Raw genomic sequence first — 20,418 nt, forward strand, 5'->3', positions numbered from 1 at the left:
CCGGTCGCGCCGTGCCGCACGGACCGCTGTCCCGCGCGATCGTCGGCGGCGGTGACACAACACCCGCCCGCACCTTCGTCAGGGTGCGCCGGGCCGTCGGGCAGGATCGCGCCCGAGATTCCTTGCCGGTGGCTGCGGCCACAACGCCACGGCCCATGCCACGGCCGGCGCCCTCGCGCGCCGGTACGGCGCCCTCGCGCGGCCCCGGGTACGTGGGCGGGGACGGCGTGTGGCACCGTGGGGGCAGTATAGTAATACCGGTATTGTTATCGGCCCATGGCCAGCATCGCCCAGGAGACACCGTGATCGAGCTGCTCTCGCCGCGTCAGATCGACCAGATGCGCCCCGCCGGGCGCTTCGTCGCCGACGTACTCCAGGATCTGCGGGCCCGGGTCGAGCCGGGCGTCAACCTGCTCGACATCGACGGGTGGGCGGCGGAGATGATCCGGCGGCGCAACGCCGTGTCCTGCTACGTGGACTACGCGCCGTCGTTCGGTCGGGGGCCGTTCGGCAAGGTGATCTGCACGTCGGTGAACGACGCGGTGCTGCACGGCCTGCCACACGACTACCCGCTGCGTGACGGTGACCTGCTCACCCTCGACTTCGCGGCGGAGGTCGACGGGTGGGTGTGCGACAGCGCGATCTCGTTCGTGGTGGGCGACGGCGGCGGCCCGGCCGACGAGCACCTCATCGACACCACCCGCGCGGCGCTGGACGCGGCGATCCCGGTCTGCGCCCCGGGCAACCGCCTCGGCGACGTCTCCGCCACGATCGGCGGCGTCCTCACCGGCGCCGGGTACGAGGTGAACACGGAGTTCGGCGGGCACGGGGTGGGGCGCACGATGCACCAGGACCCGCACGTGGCGAACATCGGACGGGCCGGGCGCGGGCTGTCGCTGCGCCCCGGGCTGGTGATCGCGGTCGAGCCGTGGGTGATGATCGGCACCAAGACCCTCACCGTGGACCCGGACGGCTGGACCCTGCGCAGCGCCAACCACGAACGTACCGCGCACCACGAGCACACCATCGCGGTCACCGAGGACGGCCCGGTCGTCCTCACCCTCCCCGGCCAGTAACGCCGTCCACTGTGGACGGTCGGGTGATCCGCGCCCAGCTGGGCGGTTGACCCGGCGGTACCCGGGGCGTGGGGCCGGCGGGTCGGGCAGGATGGGTGTCCGTGAAGATGCTGCCGTTTCCCACCGCCGACCGGGGCGCCTCGAACGTCGTCCTCGGTCTGATGCGGATCTCGAAGCTGACCGACGACGAGATCCGCACCCTGTACGGCACGGCCCGGGACGCCGGGGTCACCGTGTTCGACCACGCCGACATCTACGGCCCGACGAGGCACGAGTGCGAGGCGCGGTTCGGTTCCGCCGTGTCGCTGGCCGGCGCCGAGCGCGAGGCGATCGTGCTGCAGAGCAAGGTCGGCATCCGGCCGGGCTTCTTCGACTTCTCCCGGGAGCACATCGTGCGGACCGTGGACGAGTCGCTGGCCGCGCTGCGTACCGAGTACCTGGATGTGTTGTTGCTGCACCGGCCGGACACGCTGGTGGAGCCGGAGGAGGTGGCCGCGGCGTTCGACGAGCTGGCCGACGCGGGGAAGGTCCGCGACTTCGGCGTGTCGAACCACACCCCGGGCCAGATCGAACTGCTGAAGACCGCGGTACGCCAGCCGCTCGTGGCCAACCAGGTGCAGCTGAGCATCGCGCACTGTCCGCTGATCGCGTCCGGGATCGCGGCGAACATGGGCGGCCTGGACCAGTCGGTCGACCGGGACAACGGCCTGCTGGACTACTCGCGGCTGCACGGGATGACGTTGCAGGCGTGGTCGCCGTTCCAGAAGGGCTTCTTCGACGGTGTGTTCCTGGGCGACCGGGAGCACTACGCGGAGCTGAACGACGTGGTCGACGAGCTGGCCGCGAAGTACGAGGTGACGCCGAGTGCGGTGGCGGTCGGCTGGATCACCCGGCATCCGGCGAACATGCAGGTGGTACTGGGTACGACGAACCCGGGTCGGGTGGTGGAGTCGGCGGCGGGATCGGAGCTGCCGCTGACCCGCGAGGAGTGGTACCGGCTGTTCCGCGCGGCCGGGTACGTCGTTCCGTGACGGAGAGTCCCGCCCGCCGCGCGTCGCGGTGGGCGGGACGGCGTTGACACCGGCCCGGTCGGGCCATCTAATGGGCGCGTTCCTTTTTCGGACCCGACCGAAAGGGCGCCCATGGTCAGGACTCTCGCCGCCGGACTCGCGGTCGTACTCGCCGCGACGCTGGCGCCGTCGGCCGCCCGCGCCGACACGACCACCCCTCGCATCGACGACCTCGGACCGGGCATCGTGTCGGCGCCCGTCACCGGCGCCGCCCTCGACGGCGACACGCTCTACCTGGTGACCCGCGGACTCCAGCCCGCCGTCATAGCCCGGTACGACCTGGCCACGCGCCGCGTCGTCGGCCACGCCGAGCTGCCCACCGGTACGGGCGGGTGGGCCGCGGCCGTCGACCGCGGCGCCGTGTACGCGGGGATGTACGGGGTCGCCGACATCCACCGGTACGACCCGGCGACGGACACCGCGACCCGGCTCACCGGCCTCGGCACCGACACGTACGTGTTCGACCTGGCCGCCGCGCCGGACGGCACGCTCTACGCGGGGACGTACCCGTCGGGGAAGCTCTACGCGGTCGACCCGGACTCGGGCGCGACGCGCGACCTCGGGCAGGCCAGCCCCGGGCAGAGCTACGTGCGGTCGGTCGCGGTCGCCGACGACGGCACCGTGTACGCGGGGACCGGCGCCGCGGCCCGGCTCGTCGCGTACGACCCGGCGAGCGGGCGGCGCACCGAGATCCTGCCGCCGGAACTGCGTACCGAGTCGTTCGTGTACGACGTGCAGGTCAGCGGCGACCTGATCGCGGTCGGTACCGAACCGTCCGGCAAGCTCGCGCTGATCGACCGGCGCGACCCGGGGCGGTACACGATCGTCGACACCGGTGACCGGACCGTCGACGCGATCACCATCGACGGCGACTCCGTGTACCTGACCGCCCGTACCTCCGGCTCGGTCTACCGGTACCGGCAGGGCACGGGAACGGTGGAACGGTTGGGAATCCCGGTACCGCAGGACGAGACGCGCGGTGTCTTCGTGTCCGGTGGCCGGATCGTCGGGGTGGCCGGCAGCGGCGAGGTGTGGACGCTGGATCCCGACACCGGCGACACGACGGTGACCGACCTGGTGGCCGCCGGCATGCCCGCCGCGCCCGAACCGGCGCAGTCCGTCGCCGTCTCCGCCGGCCGGTACGCGTACGTCGGCGGGAACTTCGGGCTCCAGGTCCACGACCTCGCCGCCGGTACGAGCAGGCGGGTGCGTGCGTACGGCGAGCCGAAGCGGATCGTGCCCGTCGACGGGAAGGCGTACCTCGGGGTGTACCCGGGCGCGTTCGTCGACACGTACGACCCGGTGAGCGGGGTGATGGCGCGGCAGGGCGCGCTCGGCGGCGTACAGAACCGGCCGCGGGCGATGGTGTGGCTGCCGGACCGCGGGCAGCTCGCGATCGGCAGCCGGGCCGAGTACGGCACCGCCGGCGGCGCGTTCACCCTGTACGACATCGCGAGCGACACCGCGCACCGGTACGACGATCCGGTGCCGGGGCAGGGGATCAGCGCCGTCGCCGCGCGCGGGCACGTCGGGTACCTGGGGTCGGAGATCGCGGCGGACGGGGTGCCGCCGGTGGCGAAGGAGGCGCAGCTCGCCGCGGTCGACCTGGACACCGGGCGGACGCTGTGGCGGTGGACGGCGGTGCCGGGCGCGACCGGGTACAGCGACCTGCTGGTGCACGGCACCCGGCTGTACGGGCTGACCTCGGCGGGCCGGCTCGTCGTCGTGGACCTGGTGACCCGCACCGTGCTCGGCACGTACCAGCTCGGCGACAGCGGCGGCGGGCAGCTGTTCCTGCGCCACGGCACCGTGTACGGCGTCACCCGCGGCACGCTGTTCCGCCTCACCGACCAGGGCCCCGCGACCGTACTCGCCGGACTCGGCGGTGGCTGGTTCAACGAGCCGCAGGCCACGTACGATCCGGCCGCCGACGTCGTGTACACGTTGCGCGGCAACGATCTCGTCCGCATCCACCTCTGAGTACGGCGCCCGGTGGGGTGCGTACCGCCGGGCGCCGGGAGGGGTCCTCGCGCGCGGCGGTACCGTGCGGGCCTTCGCGACGAGAGGGAGCGACGATGGCCGGTGCGGTGGTCCGGGCGGTACTCGGGGTGTGCGGCGCGTGCGCGCTGGTCGGCGGCGCGGTGCTGCTGTGGATGATCTGGCTCTACTTCGGCGAGAACCGCTACGCGCCGGAGCTGGAGATCGGCCAGTTCGGGATCGTCGCGCTGATGCTCGGCGCCGGCCTGTACGTGGCCGGCGCGCTCCAGATCCCCGTGGTGGGGCGGGTTCTCGTCGGGTTGATGGTGGCCGGCGCCGCGAGCGTGGTGCTCGTCCTGTTCGCTGCGGCGGTGTCGCTCGTCGGCGACCCCGGCGGAGAGCGCGGCACCCTGAACGACTGCGCGGCCGGCTTCCTCTGCGTACCGGCGGGTGCGTACCTGGTGTGGCGCGCGGTCGCCGGCCGCTGGCCCGCGACCCGCCGCAGTACCGGTCCGCGCTTCTGACCCGCGCGGCGACACCACGTTGCGGATCCAGTCGGCGCGTACGACGTCCGACCGGCCACGGCGGCGACCCGCCCGCGGTACGGAAATCCGCGGGCGGGACGGCGGACGGTGTGCGAGGGTGACCGCCATGGACAGCCAGCTCAGCCGCGGCACGCACCGGGATCCGTTGGTACCGGGGGACATCGGGTACACGGTGCTCGCGCCGGACGGTACGACGACCGGGCTGCCGCTGGTCGTACTGCTGCACGGCGCGGACTCGTCCGCGGAGACGCTCGTCCGGTTCCGCCCGCTGATCGAGGGGCTGTGGGCCGACGGGACGCTGCCGCCGGCCGTGGTGGCCTGCGCGTCGACCCCCACCGTCGGCGGGTTCTACCTGGACCGCGACGGTGCCCGGTGGGAGTCGTACGTGGCGCGGGCGTTCCCGGCGCTCATCGAGCGGGAGTACGGCACGGATCCGGCGCGGGTGGCGCTGCTCGGCTCCTCGATGGGCGGGTACGGCGCGCTGAAGATCGCGTTCGCGGAGCCGGACCGGTGGGCCGCGGTGGCCGCCGTCGCGCCCGCCCTGCTGCCCGCCGCCACCCCGGACGCGCTGCGCCCCCGCAACACCCTCGGCGTCCTCGCCGACCTGGGCCGGGAGATGGCCGGCGACGGCACCGGCCCCGACCGGTACGCGGCGAACAGCGTGCTGCACAGGTTGCGCGCGCACGCCGACGCCGTACGCGACAGCGGCCTGCCGATCTTCCTGCGGTGCGGCGACAGCGACGTGTTCGCCATGCACGACGGCACCGAGCAGCTGCACCGCGCGCTGTGGGACCTGGACATCGGCCACGAGTACCAGTTGGTGTTGGGGGCGGACCACCTCGGGCCGGAGGCGGTCGCGGGGCCGCGGGCGGCGTTCGGGTTCGTCGGCGCGGCGCTGCGGGGGGACGACCGGCCCGCCGCCGACCGGGAACTGGCCGCGTCCTGGGCGGACTGGGACGCGTCCGGGCGGCAGGGCGCGCCGCCGGCGTTCGACGCGACCGGGCCGACCGGGCCGCTGGCGCTGCGCCTGCTGCTCGCCGACGACCTCGCCGAACGCGAGCGTCGCGACCCGACCGCCGCGCGGCGGTACGGGCGGATCGACACCTGAGTACGGGAGGACACGTGGCGTTGGGGTTGGCGGGGCGTACCGCGATCGTGACGGGTGTGAGCCGGCGGATCGGAATCGGCGCGGCGATCGCGCGCCGGCTCGCCGCCGAGGGCGCGGACGTCCTCGTCCAGGGCTGGCGACGGCACGACGTCGAGCGCCACGAGGGCGGCGACCCGGACGGCCCGGACGCGATCGTCGCCGAACTGCGCGCCGCCGGCCGCCGCGCCGAGTACGTCGACGCGGACTTCACCGACCCGGCCGCGCCCGCCGCCGTACTCGATGCCGGGGTCGCGGCGTTCGGCCGGGTCGACATCCTCGTCGCGAACCACGCCCGCAACACGCCGTGGGCGCCGCTGGCCGAGCTGACCGCCGCCGAGGTGGACGCGGCGTACGCGGTGAACACGCGGGCGACGCTGCTGCTGGTGAAGGAGTTCGCGGACCGGTTCGAGGCGGGCGACGGCCGGATCGTGCTGTTCACGTCCGGTCAGCAGGGCGGCCCGATGCCCCTGGAGATCCCGTACGCGTCGAGCAAGGCGGCGCTGGCCGGCATGACGCCGAGCCTGGCCGCCGCGGTCGTCGGCAAGGGGATCCGGCTCAACTGCGTCAATCCGGGCCCGACCGACACCGGCTGGGCGACCCCGGAGATCACCGCGGAAGCGTTGCGGCGCCTGCCGTTCGGGCGGTGGGGGCGGCCCGAGGACGCGGCCGCGCTCGTCGCGTTCCTCGTCGGCCCGGACGGCGGCTGGGTCACCGGCCAGGTCATCGCCTCCGAGGGCGGGTTCGGTCTCGTCTGACCGACGCCCGGTCCGCGCCGCCGGCCGCTCAGTCGGCGTCGGCGAGCGCGGTGCCGGCCGCTCAGGTGTCGGCCTCTGCGACCGCGGTCGCGTCCCCGCCCTTGCCGGCGTTCCCGGCCGCGCCGGCGGTGGCCTTCGCGGCGCCGTCGGCGTTCCTGGCGCCGGACCGCGCCTTCGTACGGCGACCGCGCGGTGCCGGGGCGGGCTTCGGCTCGTCCTCGGCCGCCGGCGCGTCCGGGAGTACGGCGGGGCGGGTGTCGGCGGCGCGCTTGGCGGCGGCGCGGACGTACCGGGCGCGGCGCATGTCGAGGGTGCCGCGGCGGGCCTCGCCGGTCGTGATGTCGCTGGACCAGTAGCCCTTCATGGTGCGGCGGTTGAGGGGCCGCAGCACCAGGATCCCGGTGCGCGGCTCGTACGCCTGCGACGTCTGCTCGATCTTGTACACCAGCTCCAGCCGGTCGTCGGCGTACGTGGCGCCGGCGGAGTGCACGGTGGCGAAGCAGGCGGTGACCGCGTCCGGGTCGTTGCGGACGGCGGCGAGCACGGTCTCCTCCGTCGGGTACAGCTGCACGGAGTAGCGCAGGTCGCCGCCGTGGATGTCGATGCGGGCGAGACCCCAGGTGCCGGAGGACGACTCGTACACCCAGCGGCCGAGGATGGGGCGGCCCCAGGCGCTCAGCAGCAACCGCTGGAGGGTACGCACGATCAGCGTCAGGCTGAGCGCCGCGCCGAGGAACACCACCACGTACTGCCAGGTGCCGGTGGGGTGCACGGTGCGCATCACCACCACGGTGAGCACGCTGAACAGCACGGAGCCGAGCGCGAGCGCCACCTGGCGCACGCCGTCGATGTCCTTGTCCCGCAGGAACGCGTGGAGCGGGTGCATCCCGCACCGTCCTCTCCGTCGTCGACCGTGCGGTACAGGGTACGAAGGGATCGGCGGTGGGCGAAACCGGGCGGCGGCGCTCAGCCGTGCGCGAGGCGTCCGCGGACGAAGGCGCCCCAGGTGGGGGTGGGTGTGCCGGACCAGTCGCGGACCAGGGACCAGCAGGACGGCCAGGTGTTCCACGTCCACGCGGTGTAACTGATCCGGTGCGCGTCCATCCAGTCGAACGCGGTGGTCGCCCACGCCGTGCCGTGCACCGCGTCCGGCGGGCAGTGCGCGTCGGCGGCGTCGGCGGACAGGTCCAGGTCGGGTCCGATCTCGCCGACGACCAGCGGAACCGCGGCGGCCAGCCGGCTCAGTACGGTGTCGTAGCAGCGCGGGCCCGCGCACACGGTGTTGAACGAATAGTCGTGGAACGACGCGGCCACATTGTGCGCGGGGTCCTCCGGCGCGTACCGCTGCCAGTCGTCGAGCTGCTCGGCGTAGTCGATTCCGCCGGCGAGTACGACGTTCCGGGCGCCGGTGGCGCGGACGGTGGCGATCAGCTCGTTCATCCCGGCCGCGACGTAGTCCCCGCCGCCGTTCGTGGAATGCAGCACGCAGCCGCCGTCACGCCAGCACCGCCAGGCCCTTGCGGAATTCTCCGGAGCGTACGGCGCGGGTTCGTTGAACAGATCGAACAACACCGTGGAACTGTGCCCGAAGGTACTCGCCACGGAATGCCAGAAATCGAGGGAGTGATCGCGGTCGGGCATCGGTTCCTGGTTGAGTGAACGGGCCGTGCCCGGCGCGCTCCGGTGCAGGTCGAGAATGACCGCGAAATGCCTCGCGGAAAGCTCGGAAACCAACCCGGAAACCGCTCTCCGGTACGCCTCGCCGGAGTACCGGGGGTCGGTGCCGAGGCCGAGCCAGCACTGCTCGTTGAGCGGCAGCCGGACCGCGTTCGCGCCGGCCCAGCTCGCCATGCCGGCGGTGGGGTCGGCGGCGCCGTCGAAGATGCCCCAGCCCTCGACGCAGGCGTACTCCGCGCCGGAGTGGTTGAAACCGGTCAACCGCACCGTTTTCCCGGCGCCGTCGACCAGTTCGTTCCGCTGTACGTGGAGGCCGGTGACGGACGCCGCCAGCTCCAGGTGACGGGGCGGGCTGACGGCGCAGGCGCCGAGGACGAGCAGCAGCGCGAGCACGACCCGGACGGTACGACGGGCCGGCGGCGGTGCGTGCACGGTGCGCTGTGGCGACATCGGGTGGCGCTCGCTCACGGTTTCGACCGCGGGGGTGAACCCTCACGGTACCGGAGTCGCTACGGCCGTCCGGCCCGTTCCCGCACGAAGAAAACTACGGCAAACGACGGAGGTGCCGACACACCGCGCGGCCGTAGCGTGTTGCCGAACTTGACTTGCGCCCAACTGCACCGGTCGGAATCCGAACACCCTGGCCGAACGGATGAGAGGGCACCGGCCGAAACGTATTTGCCGGGCCCGTACGAACGGTCGAGGAAACGAATCCACCGGACCGGTGTGTCTTTGCTGCGGGGGGAACAGTGGGGATCAACGTGGGGCTCCGGGTCGCCGTCGTCGGCGCCGGCTACTGGGGGCCGAAACACGTCCGGGTACTGCACGGCACCGAGGGTGTGGGTGAGGTGGTGCTGGTCGACGGCCGCCCGGACCGCTTGCAGGCGCTGGCCCGGAGCTACCCGGGCGACCGTACCTGCGCCAGCCTGCCCGAGGCGCTGCCGCACGTGGACGCGGTGGTGGTCGCGACGCCGCCGAGTACGCACGTGGCGTTGGCGTCGGCGGCGATGGAGGCCGGCAAGCACGTCCTGGTGGAGAAGCCGTTGGCGCCGAGCGTCGCCGACGCGCGCCGGCTGGTGGCGCTGGCGGACGCGGCCGGCGTGACGCTGATGGTCGGCCACACCTTCGAGTACAACCCGGCGGTACGCAAGCTGCGCGAGCTGATCGAGCAGCGCGAGCTGGGCGACCTGTTCTACCTGGACAGCGCGCGACTCAACCTCGGCCTGTACCAGAGCGACGTGAACGTCATCTTCGACCTGGCGCCGCACGACGTGTCGATCATCAACCACGTGCTCGGCACCTCGCCGGTCGCGGTGCAGGCGTGGGGCGCGCGGCACGCGCATCCGCGGTTCGAGGACGTGGCGTACCTGCGGCTGTTCTACGAGGACCACGGGCTCGCCGCGAACATCCACGTGAGCTGGCTCGACCCGGGCAAGGTACGCCGGGTCGTGGCGGTCGGCAGCCGCCGGATGGCCGTGTACGACGACCTCGCCGAGGAGCGCATCCGGGTACTGGACAAGGGTGTTGACCCGCCCGCGTCGGCGGCGGGCGGCTCGACGCAGCCGCCGATGTCCTACCGGTACGGCGACATCGTGTCCCCGTTCCTCGCGCCCGACGAGCCGCTCGCCCTGCAGGACGCGCACTTCGTCGAGTGCGCGTCGACCGGCGCCGTGCCGCTCACCGACGGGCGCAACGGCCTGGCCGTGGTGGAGGTGCTGGAGGCGGCGCAGCTGTCGCTGCGACTGGGCCATCCGGTACTGCTGGAGGAGCTGGCCGCCGACTCCCGCCCGGTGTACGACATCGACGCGCCGGCCCGCTTCGTCGCCGTGTCCGTCCCCTGGTACCGCCGGGACCGGTCGGGTGCCGCGCTGATCCGGGAGGGCGCGTGAACGCGGGGTCGGTGCGGCCGGCGGTGCCGTTCCTCGACCTGGCGCCGATGACGCGCGAGGTGATGCCGGAGATCGTGCGCCGGTGGGACGACATCGTGGCGTCGAGCGCCTTCATCGGCGGGCAGCTGGTGGAGCAGTTCGAGGACGACTGGGCGGACTACTGCGGCACCCGGTACGCGGTGGGGCTGGCGAACGGGACGGACGCGCTGCACCTGAGCCTGCGCGCGCTCGGCGTGGGGCCGGGCGACGAGGTGGTGCTGCCGGCCAACACGTTCGTCGCCACGGCCGAGGCGGTCGTACTCGCCGGCGCGGTGCCGCGGTTCGCCGACGTGGCCGAGGACACGCTGCTGCTCACACCGTCCACTGTGGAGGATGCGATCACCCCGCGGACCCGCGCGGTGATCGCCGTCCACCTGTACGGCCAGATGCCGGACATGGACGGGATCCTCCAGGTGACCCGGCGGGTCGGCGTACCGCTGGTGGAGGACGCCGCGCAGGCGCACGGCGCGTCGTGGCGCGGGATCCGGGCCGGCGCGTACGGGGCGGTCGGGTGCTTCAGCTTCTACCCGGGCAAGAACCTGGGCGCGTTCGGTGACGCCGGTGCGGTCGTCACCCGGGACGCCGGGCTGGCCGCGGCGCTGCGGTCGTTGCGCGACCACGGCCGGGCCGCCGGCGAGCACGTACGGCACGAGCGGATCGGTACGAACAGCCGGCTCGACGCGGTGCAGGCGGCCGTACTCGCGGCGAAGCTGCCGCACCTGGACGACTGGAACACCGCGCGCCGCCGCATCGCCACCCGGTACGCGGAAGGCTTCGCGGGGCTGCCGCTGCGGACCGTCGTGGAGAAGCCCGACGCGTACGGCGTGCACCACCTGGCCGTCGTACGGGTTCCGCAGCGGGACCGGTTCCGTGCCGCGCTGGCCGACCTCGGCGTGGCGACGGGCGTGCACTACCCGACGGCCTGCCACCGGATCCCGGCGTACCGGGAGTTCTCGACGGGTCCGCTGCCGGTGGCGGAGCGGGCGGCGGCCGAGGTCGTGTCGCTGCCGATGTACCCGCACCTGACCGACGACCACGTCCTGCGGGTCGTCAAGGCGGTCGGGGAGGCGTGCGATGAGCGCTGAACTGCTCGTGGGCGCCGGACTGACGGCCGACCCCGACGTGACGATCGGATACCCGCCGAACCGGTCGGTGCACACCGGGCTCGCGATGGGCCCGGACGCCCGGCTGCGCAGCGGAACGGTGGTGTACCAGGGATCGCGGATCGGCGCGCGGTTCGAGACGGGGCACCACGTGGTGGTCCGGGAGGGCTGCACGATCGGCGACGACGTGTCGGTGTGGAGCAACACCGTCGTGGACTACGGCTGCCGGCTCGGGCACCGCGTCAAGGTGCACTCGAACTGCTACCTGGCGCAGTACACGGAACTGGGGGACGACGCGTTCCTCGCGCCCGGCGTGACGATCGCGAACGACCTGTACCCGGGCCAGGCGGACTCCGCCCGCGTGATGTCCGGCCCGTACATCGGGGCCGGTGCGCAGATCGGCGTCAACGTCACGATCCTGCCGTACGTGCGGATCGGGGCGGGCGCGCTGGTCGGTGCGGGTGCCGTGGTGTCGCGGGACGTACCGCCGGGCGCGGTGGTGTACGGCAACCCGGCGGTCGTGCACGGCACCGTCGACGGGCTCACTGCGATCGCCGAGCGGATCGAGTCCGACGGCTCGTCCGCGAGCCGCTTCCGCTTGGTACACAAGGGAAGTGGCGCGTGATGGCCGCCGTCATCAGCCGCTTCGACGCACCCGTACGGCTGCGCGGCAAGCGCACCCTGGACGTGATCGTCGCGGCCACCCTGCTCGTCCTGCTGGCGCCGCTGCTGGCCCTGGTCTGGCTGGTGGCGTGGCTGTCCGACGGCGCCGGCGGCGTCATCTTCCGGCAGCTCCGGGTCGGCCGCGACGGCGCCCCCTTCGTCCTCTACAAGTTCCGCACCATGTACGCCGGCGCGCCGGACGACACGCACCGCGCGTACGTGCGGCAGCTGCTGGTGTCGGCGGAGCCGGAGTGCGGCGGCAACGGCCTGTACAAGCTGGCCCGCGACCCGCGGATCACCCGGCTCGGCGCGCTGCTGCGCCGGACCAGCGTCGACGAGCTGCCGCAGCTGGTGAACGTGCTGCGCGGCGAGATGTCGCTGGTCGGCCCGCGCCCCGCGCTGCCGTACGAGACGGAACTGTTCCCGCCGGAGTACGGCGAGCGGTTCCGGGTGCCGCCCGGGCTGACCGGGCTGTGGCAGGTGTCCGGCCGCAACAAGCTCACCATGCGGCAGGGCCTCGACCTCGACCTGGAGTACGTGCGGCGGCGGACGCTGCGGCTGGACCTGGCGATCCTGCTGCGTACGGTGCCCGCCGTACTGCACATCGGCGGTGCGTCGTGAGTCCTCGGCGTTCCGCCGGACAGCATGCTTTCCCGCGCGGGGACGGCAGAGCGGCCGTACGCCCGCACCACCGGGACGGCCCGCCAGGCGCCGTCGCGCGCCACCGCCGAGATCTCCTCCGCGGCGGTGGCGACTCGACCGGGGCGGGGTCGTGGCCGGCGCGCACCACGGGCGCGCCGGGCGACGGCGGGGCCGTCCGTACGGTGGATCTCGCGGCCGAGTCGGCACCTGCCGGCGCGGCCGGGGACTCGATCGCGGTGGCCGGAGCGACGATAGTCAGCCGGGTGACCGGCGTCGCCCGGTTCGCCGCGATCGGGGCGGTACTCGGCCCCACGTTCTTCGCCAACACCTACCAGCTCACCAACTCGCTGCCGAACCTCGTGTACTACGGCTTCCTCGGCGGTTCGCTGTTCTCGTCGCTGCTGGTGCCGTCGCTGGTCCGGCACATCGACGCCGGCGACCGCCGGGCCTGCGAGCGGATCGCGGGCGGGTTCCTCGGCCTGGCGCTGCTGGCGCTCGGCTGCGTCGCCCCGCTCGCCGTACTCGCCGCCCCGTACGCGCTGGCGTTCGGGCACGGTGGGCAGTCCGGAACCGGGCGCCTGCTGATCCTGATGTTCGTCCCGCAGATCTTCGGGTACGGCATCGTCGGTACGGCCACCGCCGTCATGAACGCGCGGCGGCGGTTCCTGCTCGCCGCCGCCGCGCCCGCCCTGGAGAACGTCGGCACGCTCGCCGTCCTCGGCGCCGTCGCCCTCCTGTACGGCACCGGCAACCGGGACGTCCCCACCGGCGAGCTGGTCCTGCTCGGCCTCGGTACGACCGGCGCGGTGCTGCTGCACGCCGCGGTGCAGTGGTGGGGCGCCCGGCGGGCCGGGGTGACGCTGCTGCCGCGGGCCGGCTGGCGCGAGCCGGAGGTACGCGGGATCGTACGGCGGTCGCTGGCGTCGCTGGGCCAGGCCGGGCTGGTCGCGTTGCAGACGCTGACCCTGCTGATGGTCGCGAACCGGGTCGCCGGCGGCGTCGTCGCCTTCCAGCTCGGCCTGAACTTCTACGCGCTGGCCATCGCGCTCGCCGCGCAGCCGGTCGCGCTGTCGTTGCTGCCGCGGCTGTCCCGGATGCACGAACGCGGCGACCTGCCGCTGTTCCGCGACACCCTGGCGCGCGGCGTCTCGCTCGGCCTGTTCGTCGCGGTCCCCGCCGCCGTCGGCTACCTGGTACTCGCCGGGCCGCTGGCGCACGCGGTGACGTTCGGGCGGATGGGGTCGGAGGCGGGCGTGACCATGGTGTCGATGTCGCTGGCCGGGATCGCCGTCGCGGTCGTCGGCGAGACCGTCTTCATGATCAGCACGTACGCCTGGTACGCGGGCAAGGACACCCGCAGCCCCCTGTACTCGATGCTGCTCCAGGCGGTGATCTGCCTCGGCCTGGCCGCGGCGGCGTCCCGACTGTCCGGTGTCGCGGTGCTGTTCGGGCTCGGTGTCGCGCTGACCGTCGCGTCGCTGATCTCGTCGAGCCACCTGAGCGTACGGCTGTGGCGGGCGCTGCCGTCCGGTACCGAGCGCCTCGCGCCGTCCGTGGCGAAGGTCGTCGCCGGTGCCGTCCTGCTCGCCGGGCCGGCCTGGCTGACCGCCCGGTTGCTCGGCCCGCACGTCGGTACGCCCGCGACGCTCGCCGCGTCGATCACCGCCGGCGCCGGTACGTACCTGGCGGTGCAGGCGTTGTGGCGCGCTCCGGAACTGCGCTGGCTGGCCGGCGGGCTGCGGTACCTGCGCGGGTCCGGCCGCGCCGTCACGACCCCGGAGGGGGCACGGGCCGATGGCTGAACTGACGGGCGTACGCCGGCCGGTACCGCTGCTGGTGCCCGGCCTGCTGACCGGCGCCGTCGCGGTCGGCGCGGCCTCGACGTACAGCGTGAAGCTGGCGCTGGCGGGCGCGGTCGCGGCCGGGCTGGTGGCGCTGGTGTGGGCGCGGCCGGCGGTCGGCGCGTACCTGGTGATCGCGTTGACGCCGCTGACGGTCGGCATCGACCGCGGCCTGGCGATCCCCGTACTCCGCCCGAACGAGGCGCTCGACCTGCTGGTCGGCGCGACGCTCGCGGTCCGCGGGCTGGTGCGCGCGCGTACCGGCGGGTTGGGGCGGTTGCGGATCAGCAGGCTGGAGTGGTCGCTGGTGGCGATGGCCGTGTGCAGCTCGGTCGTGCCGCTGCTGTGGATGCTCGCCCGCAACCACCCCATCACCACCGACGACCTGATGTACGCGCTGGTCATGTGGAAGTACCTGGGCGTGTACGCGATCGTGCGGTTCAGCGTGCGCGACGACGCGCAGGTACGCCGGTGCCTGTGGGTCGGCGTGTTCGCGGCGTCGGCGGTCGCGGTGGTCGCGATCGTGCAGTCGCTCGGCCTGTTCGGCGTACCGGGGCTGCTGGCGCACTTCTACGCGCCGTACGGGGACGCCGGGGCGACCGCGCAGGCCCGCGGCTCGTCCACGCTGGCGTTGCCGGCCGCCACCGCCGACCTGCTCATCTTCAACCTGGCCGTGGTCGCCGGCCTGTGGCTGCGGATGCACCGCCACCGCCTGGTCCTCGCCGGCATCGCCCTGGTACTCGTCCTCGGCGCGCTGTCGGCCGGCGAGTTCTCCAGCACGATCGGCCTGGTCGTCGCGCTGGTGAGCATCGCGGCGGTGACCGGCGCGCCGCGGCTGCTGCTGCTCGCCGCGCCGGCCGCGCTCGCCGGCATGACCGTACTCAAGCCGGTGGTGGCGACCCGCCTGGAGGGCTTCGGCTCGGCGTCCGGCCTGCCGGCGAGCTGGGTCGGCCGGCTCAACAACCTCCGCACGTACTTCTGGCCCACCCTGTTCAGCGACGACAACTGGACCCTCGGCGTACGCCCCTCCGCCCGCGTGCCGGTGTCCAGCCAGATCCTCGGGTACGTCTGGATCGAGTCCGGCTACACGTGGCTGCTGTGGGGCGGCGGTATCCCGCTGCTCGGCGCGTTCGTGTGGTTCGTCGTCGAGTCGGTGCGGTCCGGCTGGCGGGCCGCCCGGCACGCCGTCGGCGCGGCGAGCGTCGCCGGCATCGCGGTCGTCGTCGCCGTGCTCGTGACCGCCGTCCTGATGGCCTTCGATCCCCATCTGACCTACCGCGGTTCAGCGGACGAACTGTTCGCCCTGCTCGCGCTGACCGCAACCGCCCGGATTCGGAAGGTAGTTCGATGAGTACAACCACCAACCCGGCCGCCGGCGGCGGCCAGTACCGCCCGGACGCGGAGCCGCACGGCCGTCGGTTCCTGCTCGTCAATCTCGGCTGGATCGCCCTGGTGACCCTGCTCGTGACGGCCGGCGCGGCCGTGATGTCCTGGTCGCGCACCCCGACGTACGCCTCGGCCGCGCAGGTTCAGGTCCCGCCCGGGGTCGTGGCCGGCACGACGGTCGCGCAGCCGGTCGACATGGGTACCGAGAAGGCGGTGGCGTCGTCGACCGCGGTCGTGCAGATCGCGGCGCGGAAGCTGCACCTGCCGGTGTCCACGCTGGCGCACGGGCTGACCGTGACGGTCCCGGTCGACACGGCCGTCCTGGACATCAAGTACACCGGGTCGTCGCCGCGGATCGCGCAGCAGCGCGCGCAGGCCGTCGCCGAGGCGTACGTGTCGTACCGGACGACGAGGCAGCGTGCGGACCTGGCGACCGCCAAGAAGGCCAACCTGAAGGGCGTGACGGTGGTGCCGGCACCGTCGCCCGCGCTGATCGACGACGCGAACCTGCCGACGAAGCCGGCCTCGCCCAACCACCTGACCGACCTGGCCGTGGCGGCCGTGATCGGGCTGGCGCTGGGTCTCGGCATCGCCCTCGTCCGGGACCGCCGCGACGACCGGGTACGCAGCGGCGCCGATCTCGCCGCCCGCGCCGGCGCGCGCCTGCTCGGCCAGATCCCCGCGTACCGGCCGGTGGGCGTGGTGGGACCGTCCCGGGCCGCCGACGCGTACCGGGCGGTGCGGGCCCGGCTGTCCCGGGTGATCGCCACCGAGCGCGCCCGTACGTTGCTGGTCACGTCCGCGTCGCAGCACGCGACCGGGGCGACGGCGGCGAACCTGGCCGCCGGGCTGGCCCGTACCGGGACGCGGACGTTGCTGGTGGGCCCGGCCGAACCGTTCGGGCTGCCGGCGGAACCGTCGCTCGGTGACGTGCTCGCGGGTACCGCCGAGGTCGGGGAAGCGGTGCGGCACACCGGGATCGACGGGCTGACGCTGTTGCCGTCCGGCGGGTACGGCGACGACGACGCGCTGCTCGACGCCGCGTCGCTGGCCCAGGTGATGCACGAACTGTGCTGGCGCTCCGACCTCGTCGTACTGGACGCGCCGCCGCTGCCGGCCGGGCCGGACGCCGAGCTGTTGGCCGCGCACGCGGACCTGGCGCTGCTGGTGGCGCGGTCCCGCCGGACCCACCGCCGGCAGGTACGCCAGGCCGTGGACCGGCTCACCGCCGCGGGCGTACCGCTGGCGGGGTGCGTGCTCGACCACGTGGGCCGCAGCCGCCGCGCCGAGGTACTGCACCGGGCGCCGTCCCGCGGGCTGCTTCCGTTGCTGCGCCAGGCGATCGGCCGCCGCCGTACGACCGGGGCGGACGCCGCGGACGTACCGGGGACCGCGGAGCAGGGGAGTGCGCCGGAGACCCGGGCAGCGGCATCGTCCACATCGGACGGTGCGCGCACGCCGCTGGTGCACGCCTTCGTACCCGGGCGGGACGGGTCCGACCGCGCCGCCGGGAACGGGCGGGAGTAGGCGAGGACGATGACCGGACAGGCACGGGGCCCGCGACGGGTCCGGACCGACCGGGCGCCGTGGCCCGCGCGGCTCGGCGCGGTACTGCACGGGCGCCGCGGCGGGGCGGTGGCGTGGCTGCGGGTGGCCGCCGCCGCGCTGCTGGCCGCGGGTCTCGTGCTGGTGCCGGCCGCGTCCGCGCCGGCCGCACCGCAGACCAGGGTGTCGCTCACCTTCGACAACGGCGCCGCCAGCCAGTACGACCTCGGGTACCAGCAGGCGCTGAAGCCGCACCACGCGACCGCCACGTACTTCGTGAACTCGGGGACGATCGGCGTCGGCACCAACATCATGACCTGGAACGAGCTGAGCACGCTCGCCGCCGACGGCAACGACATCGGCGGCAAGACGGTCGACGGCTCCGACCTGACCACCGATCCGGATCCCAGCTCGCAGGTGTGCAACGACCGTACGGCGCTGGTGCAGCACGGTCTCGACCCCGTCGCGTTCGCGTACCCGGGCGGTGCGTTCGACCCGACGGTCGAGAACGTCGTCAAGGCCTGCGGGTACGGCAGCGCCCGGTCGGCCGGCTCGCTGTCGCCGAACGGCCCCACGTACGCGGAGGCGCTGCCGCCGACCGACTGGTACGCCACGCGCGCGTGGGCGCCGACCGGTCAGGTGACGCTCGCGGACATGAAGTCGCTGGTGTCGGGCGCGGCGCAGGACGGCGGCTGGACGCAGATCGTGATGGATCGGGTCTGTTCGCAGACCGCCGATCCGGGCGACTACAGCGCCTGCACGTCGACCTCCGGCTGGGTCGACCTGGGCGACCTGAACTCGTTCCTCGACTGGATGGGCAACGCCGGGCAGTCCGGTGGCGCGCCCGCCGGTGCGGCGCTGAGTACGGTGCGGGACGCGGCGATCTCCGCCGACACGACCGCCCCGTCGACCGCCGTCGCGTGCAACGGCCAGCCCTGCACGGGATCCACGTACGACCAGACGGTGTTCGTGACGCTCGCGCCGACCGACACCGGGTCCGGCGTGGCGAGCACGCACTACACCACCGACGGCACCGATCCGACGCTGTCCAGCCCGACGTACGGCGGGCGGATCGCGGTCACGCACCCGACGACCGTCAACTTCCGGTCGTGGGACAACGCCGGCAACGCGGAGGCGGTGCAGAGCCGGACGATCCAGGCCAGCCCGGCGCCGGACTCCTCGCCGCCGACGACCACGATCTCCTGCAACGGCAACGCGTGTGACACGCCGACCACCGGCAAGGTCTCGGTCGCGCTGAACGCCAGCGACGCGTCCGGCTGGGGCGTGGACAGGACCTACTACACCACCGACGGCACGACACCCACCACGTCGAGCCAGGTGTACTCCGGCCCGTTCACGCTGACGACCGGTACGACGACCGTGAAGTACTTCTCGACGGATCTGGCGGGGAACGCGGAAGCGCCGCAGTCGCAACAGATCACGGTCGATCCGTACCACACGGCGGTGGCGCTCACCTTCGACGACCAGTACGCGGGCGTGTACCGGTACCTGCGGCCGATGCTGCGGTCGCATGGCATGAACGCCACCATCTACACGATCACGTCCGACTCGACGGACCAGAACGCCTGCTGCATGACGTACGGGCAGCTGCGCACGATGCAGAGCGAGGGCGACGACATCGGCGGGCACGGCCGGGAGCACCTGGACCTGACCGACCCGGGTACGACGACGGCGCAGAAGACCGCGGACGTCTGCGAGTCCCGCCAGGACCTGCTGGACAACGGGATCTACGACCCGGTCTCGTTCGCCTACCCGTTCGGCTCGTACAACGCGGCGGCCGAACAGATCGTCAAGTCCTGCGGGTACGCGACGGCCCGGCAGGGCGGCGGTCTCGCGCAGACGACGACCACGCCGGGGCCGAAGTACGCGGACACCCAGCCGCCGCAGGATCCGCTGGCACTACCCGCGATCGACGTGAACGCGCCGAACGCGAAGGTGCTCGGCGACCTGGAGAACTACGTCACGGCGGCCTCGTCGCACGGCGGCGGCCTGCTGGTACTGACGTTCCACGAGGTGTGCGACAAGTCGCAGTCGGACTACGGCTCCTGCATGTCGTCGTGGAGCGCGGTGGACACCACGGTCATGTCGCAGTTCCTGACGTGGCTGGGCGGTGCCGGGCAGTCCGGCGGCGCCCCGGCCGGCGTCCAGGTCCAGACCGTACGGGCGGCGACGGCCGCGGCGCAGGACACCACGCCGCCGTCGGTCACCGCGCAGTGCAACGGCAGCGCGTGCCAGGACACCCAGTACGCGGCGCCGGTGAAGGTCGCGCTGGACGCGACGGACAGCGGCGGCGTCGGCGTGCGGCAGGTCCACTACACGACCGACGGCTCCACGCCGACGACCGCGAGCCCGGTGTACGGCACGCCGTTGACGGTGTCGAAGACCACGACGGTGAAGTACTTCGCGGTGGACAACGACGGCAACAGCGGGCCGGTGCAGAGCCAGACGGTCACGATCGACAGCACCGCGCCGACCACGTCGGTCAGCTGCAACGGCGCGGCCTGCGCCGCCTGGTACCAGGCGACGCCGGTGTCGGTCGGGTTGACCGCGACCGACAACGCCGGCGGCGTCGGCGGCACCAAGACGTACTACACGACCAACGGGACGACGCCGACGAAGTCGAGCCCGACGTACACCGGGCCGTTCCCGGTGTCGGTCACGACGACGGTGAAGTGCTTCTCCGTCGACGGCGCCGGCAACACGGAGGCGGTGAAGACGCAGGCGGTCCGCGTGGACGCGGCGGCGCCGACCGTCTCGATCACGTTGCCGCGCACCGGAACCATCGTCCTGTCCGGGACGACCGTGCCGATCACGGCGAGCGCCGCGGACCGCGGTACCGGTACCGGCGCGGCGTCCGGGCTGGCGAACGTGAAGTTCTACCTGGACGGCACGACGCTCGTCGGCACCGACACCACGGCTCCGTACACGGCGTCGTGGAGCACCAGCGGCGTCGCGAAGGGCGTGCACACGCTGACCGCGGTCGCCACCGACGTTGCGGGCAACGCCACCCGGTCGGCGGGCGTCCAGGTGACCATTCGGTAA

The 20,418-nt window shown here is 73.4% G+C and carries 16 protein-coding genes; 14 read left to right on the top strand and 2 right to left on the bottom strand.

The annotated features are described in order from the left end of the window. The first annotated feature begins 302 nt into the window (after window positions 1–302). From map to Aru02nite_RS13915, 6 genes are all read left to right on the top strand, one after another. Window positions 303–1,076: a type I methionyl aminopeptidase gene (map, locus tag Aru02nite_RS13890; protein WP_203657901.1), complete on the top strand. Its 774-nt coding sequence runs from the start codon at window positions 303–305 to the stop codon at window positions 1,074–1,076. Between the two features lie 107 nt (window positions 1,077–1,183). Then, complete coding sequence (locus Aru02nite_RS13895; protein WP_239076675.1) at window positions 1,184–2,107, top strand: aldo/keto reductase; 924 nt, start codon at window positions 1,184–1,186, stop codon at window positions 2,105–2,107. A 111-nt stretch (window positions 2,108–2,218) separates the two neighbouring features. Then, a complete protein-coding gene (locus Aru02nite_RS13900; RefSeq protein ID WP_203657903.1) occupies window positions 2,219–4,126 on the top strand; it encodes an outer membrane protein assembly factor BamB family protein in 1,908 nt (635 codons plus the stop codon). Window positions 4,127–4,221: 95 nt separating this feature from the next. Beyond that, the gene (locus tag Aru02nite_RS13905) at window positions 4,222–4,647 is read left to right on the top strand and encodes a hypothetical protein (protein ID WP_203657904.1); all 426 of its coding nucleotides are present in this window, start codon (window positions 4,222–4,224) and stop codon (window positions 4,645–4,647) included. Between the two features lie 127 nt (window positions 4,648–4,774). Next, a complete protein-coding gene (locus Aru02nite_RS13910; protein WP_203657905.1) occupies window positions 4,775–5,776 on the top strand; it encodes an alpha/beta hydrolase-fold protein in 1,002 nt (333 codons plus the stop codon). Window positions 5,777–5,790: 14 nt separating this feature from the next. After that, window positions 5,791–6,570: an SDR family oxidoreductase gene (locus Aru02nite_RS13915; RefSeq protein ID WP_203657906.1), complete on the top strand. Its 780-nt coding sequence runs from the start codon at window positions 5,791–5,793 to the stop codon at window positions 6,568–6,570. Window positions 6,571–6,631: 61 nt separating this feature from the next. Here Aru02nite_RS13915 and Aru02nite_RS13920 read toward each other — a convergent pair whose 3' ends face one another. Together Aru02nite_RS13920 and Aru02nite_RS13925 are read right to left on the bottom strand one after the other, a co-directional pair. Then, window positions 6,632–7,456 (bottom strand): hypothetical protein, encoded by an 825-nt coding sequence (locus Aru02nite_RS13920; RefSeq protein WP_203657907.1) that lies wholly within the window; start codon window positions 7,454–7,456, stop codon window positions 6,632–6,634. An 80-nt stretch (window positions 7,457–7,536) separates the two neighbouring features. Then, complete coding sequence (locus tag Aru02nite_RS13925) at window positions 7,537–8,640, bottom strand: glycoside hydrolase family 5 protein (protein WP_203657908.1); 1,104 nt, start codon at window positions 8,638–8,640, stop codon at window positions 7,537–7,539. A 356-nt stretch (window positions 8,641–8,996) separates the two neighbouring features. Between Aru02nite_RS13925 and Aru02nite_RS13930 the strand changes: the two genes are divergently transcribed. The 8 genes from Aru02nite_RS13930 (at window position 8,997) to Aru02nite_RS13965 (ending at window position 20,418) form a co-directional block, all read left to right on the top strand. Continuing rightward, on the top strand, window positions 8,997–10,136 hold the full coding sequence (locus tag Aru02nite_RS13930) for a Gfo/Idh/MocA family protein (RefSeq protein ID WP_203657909.1): 1,140 nt from the start codon (window positions 8,997–8,999) through the stop codon (window positions 10,134–10,136). Then, window positions 10,133–11,260 carry a DegT/DnrJ/EryC1/StrS family aminotransferase gene (locus Aru02nite_RS13935; protein WP_239076663.1) on the top strand — a complete coding sequence of 376 codons (1,128 nt, stop codon included), beginning with the start codon at window positions 10,133–10,135 and terminating at the stop codon, window positions 11,258–11,260. Before Aru02nite_RS13930 ends, Aru02nite_RS13935 begins: the two co-directional genes overlap by 4 nt. Then, window positions 11,250–11,903 (top strand): DapH/DapD/GlmU-related protein, encoded by a 654-nt coding sequence (locus Aru02nite_RS37205; RefSeq protein WP_275408632.1) that lies wholly within the window; start codon window positions 11,250–11,252, stop codon window positions 11,901–11,903. Before Aru02nite_RS13935 ends, Aru02nite_RS37205 begins: the two co-directional genes overlap by 11 nt. Continuing rightward, window positions 11,903–12,562, top strand: a complete 660-nt coding sequence (locus Aru02nite_RS13945; RefSeq protein ID WP_203657910.1) for a sugar transferase — start codon at window positions 11,903–11,905, stop codon at window positions 12,560–12,562. The genes Aru02nite_RS37205 and Aru02nite_RS13945 overlap by 1 nt, the downstream gene beginning before the upstream one ends. Before the next feature lie 284 nt (window positions 12,563–12,846). Beyond that, the gene (gene murJ, locus Aru02nite_RS13950) at window positions 12,847–14,385 is read left to right on the top strand and encodes a murein biosynthesis integral membrane protein MurJ (RefSeq protein WP_203657911.1); all 1,539 of its coding nucleotides are present in this window, start codon (window positions 12,847–12,849) and stop codon (window positions 14,383–14,385) included. Next, the gene (locus Aru02nite_RS13955; RefSeq protein ID WP_203657912.1) at window positions 14,378–15,775 is read left to right on the top strand and encodes a hypothetical protein; all 1,398 of its coding nucleotides are present in this window, start codon (window positions 14,378–14,380) and stop codon (window positions 15,773–15,775) included. The genes murJ and Aru02nite_RS13955 overlap by 8 nt, the downstream gene beginning before the upstream one ends. Further along, window positions 15,772–17,337, top strand: coding sequence for a tyrosine-protein kinase domain-containing protein (locus Aru02nite_RS13960; RefSeq protein ID WP_203657913.1), 1,566 nt, complete (start codon window positions 15,772–15,774; stop codon window positions 17,335–17,337). Before Aru02nite_RS13955 ends, Aru02nite_RS13960 begins: the two co-directional genes overlap by 4 nt. 9 nt (window positions 17,338–17,346) lie before the next feature. After that, window positions 17,347–20,418: a chitobiase/beta-hexosaminidase C-terminal domain-containing protein gene (locus Aru02nite_RS13965; protein ID WP_203657914.1), complete on the top strand. Its 3,072-nt coding sequence runs from the start codon at window positions 17,347–17,349 to the stop codon at window positions 20,416–20,418.

Origin of the sequence: Actinocatenispora rupis, assembly GCF_016861975.1 — a bacterium.
GTDB classification, from domain to species: domain Bacteria; phylum Actinomycetota; class Actinomycetes; order Mycobacteriales; family Micromonosporaceae; genus Actinocatenispora; species Actinocatenispora rupis.

Coding starts and splice junctions, on each gene's coding strand:
- Aru02nite_RS13895 (WP_239076675.1), top strand. CDS start 1,184: ATGCTGCCGTTTCCCACCGCCGACCGGGGCGCCTCGAACGTCGTCCTC.
- Aru02nite_RS13900 (WP_203657903.1), top strand. CDS start 2,219: ATGGTCAGGACTCTCGCCGCCGGACTCGCGGTCGTACTCGCCGCGACG.
- Aru02nite_RS13905 (WP_203657904.1), top strand. CDS start 4,222: ATGGCCGGTGCGGTGGTCCGGGCGGTACTCGGGGTGTGCGGCGCGTGC.
- Aru02nite_RS13910 (WP_203657905.1), top strand. CDS start 4,775: ATGGACAGCCAGCTCAGCCGCGGCACGCACCGGGATCCGTTGGTACCG.
- Aru02nite_RS13920 (WP_203657907.1), bottom strand. CDS start 7,456: ATGCACCCGCTCCACGCGTTCCTGCGGGACAAGGACATCGACGGCGTG.
- Aru02nite_RS37205 (WP_275408632.1), top strand. CDS start 11,250: ATGAGCGCTGAACTGCTCGTGGGCGCCGGACTGACGGCCGACCCCGAC.
- Aru02nite_RS13945 (WP_203657910.1), top strand. CDS start 11,903: ATGGCCGCCGTCATCAGCCGCTTCGACGCACCCGTACGGCTGCGCGGC.
- Aru02nite_RS13955 (WP_203657912.1), top strand. CDS start 14,378: ATGGCTGAACTGACGGGCGTACGCCGGCCGGTACCGCTGCTGGTGCCC.
- Aru02nite_RS13960 (WP_203657913.1), top strand. CDS start 15,772: ATGAGTACAACCACCAACCCGGCCGCCGGCGGCGGCCAGTACCGCCCG.
- Aru02nite_RS13965 (WP_203657914.1), top strand. CDS start 17,347: ATGACCGGACAGGCACGGGGCCCGCGACGGGTCCGGACCGACCGGGCG.